This window comes from Cupriavidus sp. HMR-1, from assembly GCF_000319775.1.
In the GTDB taxonomy this organism is placed as follows: Bacteria; Pseudomonadota; Gammaproteobacteria; order Burkholderiales; family Burkholderiaceae; genus Cupriavidus; species Cupriavidus metallidurans.
In genome coordinates this window covers 1-2,588 of sequence record NZ_ANKP01000284.1, presented here as the reverse complement: position 1 = coordinate 2,588, position 2,588 = coordinate 1, and the positions used below count along the sequence as shown (strand labels likewise).

The following is a 2,588-nucleotide window of genomic DNA, read 5'->3' as shown; positions in this document are numbered from 1 at the left end:
GGCCACGCACCGTGAACTCGTTCCTTGCCCACGCTGACCGTGGACGGGGCAACCGCCTGCGCTTCGGCGACGGGCTGGACCGTCTGCACCGGCTCCACCGTGGTGGCGGCCGGCACGAGCGTGGCCTGGCCCTGCTCACCGCGACCCTTCTGCTGGTCCTGCTCGGCGTTCTGCGCCTGGGCCTGGGCCCAGGTGTCCAGACGCGCGGCGAGACCACCGTTCTGGCGATTCGGCAGGCGGGCTTCGATCGGCACGAGCTGGTGGCCGTGCTCGCGCACGAACGCCTGGGTCTGCGCTTCCAGGTGCTCGTGCAGCGCCTCGTTCACGAAAGTGCGATCGTCGGGCGAGATCGGGCCGCCCATCGCGTTGTTCAGGCGCACACCGGCGGTCATGTGGTCGATGGCCGGGCTGGTGGCCCCGTCCAGGCTGTTCGCCTCGCGGTTCCACGGCGCGACCCCTTCGACGGTCTCACCGCCCATGGACATGCTGTACGCGACCCCGTGCTGCGTGAAGCCCTTCACGTTGATCGAGTTGAATCCTTCGTTCAGCACGTCGGCGTTCAGCGAGGCGGCCGGCGCGTTCATGGCGGCCTGGATCCCCGCCTGGCGCTGGGCCTCGGCGGAGAGTTCCTCCTGGGCGATGACCTTGGTCTGCTCGGCCGCGGCACTGGCCAGGGTCGTGGTCGACCCGGTCTTCTGGTCGCGCGCCATCGTCTGGTAGTGCTCGGGGTTCTGGACGCTCGCGTCCAGCCACGATGCCATCCGCTCCTCGACGGTCAGGGCCACCTCCTGGCGGATCTTGCCATGCAGGGCTTCGTGCGCCTCGCGCTGCTGCGCTTCGTGGGCCACGAAATCGTGCGGGGCGGCCGACCAGGTGGACTGGGGCACCACCCGCTGCTCACCGTTGGCGAGCTGGACGGTCTTCGGCTCGGTGCGGTATGCACGCAGCTCCACGGTTTCGCCGATCTGGACCCCGCCGACCTCGATGGCTTTCGCCAGGTCCTTGCCCCAGACGGTGTGCTTCTCGCCGTCCCGGCCTTCGACCACGGCGAACGGGGAGGGCTTGGCGCCTTCCCGGTCCTGGTACGGACGGAAACCCTGCTCGAGCAGCGTGCCGCGGGCGTAATGCTCGCTGGCCGTCCGGGCGTAATCCGGTTGCGGCGCGAACGGCAGGATGCCCTGGGCCGCGGCCAGCTCCTTCTCCTTCGCCTGGTTCGCCAGCGCATCGTGCTTCGCGCGCTGCTGGGCGTCGTACTGCTCGAAGTTGTGCGGACGGGCGCTGAAGTGGACCGCCGTGGCGGGGTACTCCTCGCCGGTCTTCTGGTCGAGCTTCATGTAGTTGGTCGTGTCGCCGCGCAGCTCCACGGTCATGCCGGGGAGCACGTTGCCCTCTTGCAGGGCGCGCGGAACATCGTGGCCGTAGATGCGGCGCACGTTCCCCTCGCGGTCCTCGATCGACGCGTACGGCATCGGGTCCTGGCCGTTGATCTTGATGTCGTCGACCCCGTGATCGACCAGCTTCCCGCGGGCGATGACCACCGCGTCGGTCTTTTGGTAGTCGGGCTCGGGCACGAACGGCTGGGCAACGGCCGCCTCCTGGGCCTTCTCCTTCGCCTGGACCCTTTCCAGCTCGACGCGTACGGCGTTCTGCGCCTCCTGCAGCTCGTGGACCTTCGCGTTCTTCGCGGCGACCTCCTCGGCGTGCTCCTTCGCGATCGCGGTGCGGATCTCCTGCGGCGCGGTGAACTCGCTGCGTTCGAGCGGGGTGACCTGCAACGGCTTGAACCCGATCATGGACCGGCGGCGGCCCACGATCAGCTCGCCCTGACCGGTCATCAGCGTCATGAACAGGTGGCCCTCGCTGGGCACGGTCCCCAGGACGGACGCGCCGACTTCCTTGCGCGCCACGAGGCGGCCATCCTCGCGGGTGTCCTCGCGCTTGACCCAGTTGTACTGCTCCTGCACCGTGGCCCCGCTGCTCAGGTCACGGTCCGGGTCGGTGATCGGGTGACCGTGCTTCACGTCGTAGGCGAACAGGGCCCCGAAGGCCTCACGCGCCATTTCGCGGTTCGCCGCAACCTGGTCGGGGGTCCCGCGGAGCAGAGCGGAACGCTCGGCGTTGAACGACGCGTGCTCGGCGGCCTTCACCAGGTCCAGGCGGATGGTGTCCGGCCCGGTGCTGTTCATCCGGCTGACGTACATGGCCTCCTCGTGGGCCTTGTACGCGTTGTCCAGCGCCACGAACGAGTCGGTGCGGCTGGTCCCTTCCGGGAGCGCCTTCACGAATGCAGCGGCGTCGAACAGACCCAGACGCTCGCCCTTGGCGTTCTTCACGAAGCCGTCCGGGGCGTCCTCGCGCGGGCTCATCGCCACGTTGTTCGCCGGGTCGGCGTAGCGGGCACGCCAGGAGTCGTACACGGCCACGCCCCACTTGCCCGGGTAGTTGTCCCACGGACCGGTCGGCACGCGCTCGGGCGCAGCCACCGTTTCCGCAGCCTGGGCGGGAGCACCGTCCTGGGCCTTCGCGGCCGGGGTGGTGGTGGCGGTGGACGTGGACGAGGCGGCAGGGGCCTGGGCCTGCTCGACCTG

1 pseudogene is annotated in these 2,588 nt (G+C 69.6%); it reads right to left on the bottom strand.

From position 1 onward, the window contains the following. Window positions 1-2,588, bottom strand: a pseudogene (locus D769_RS32500) (hypothetical protein); the annotation flags it as partial.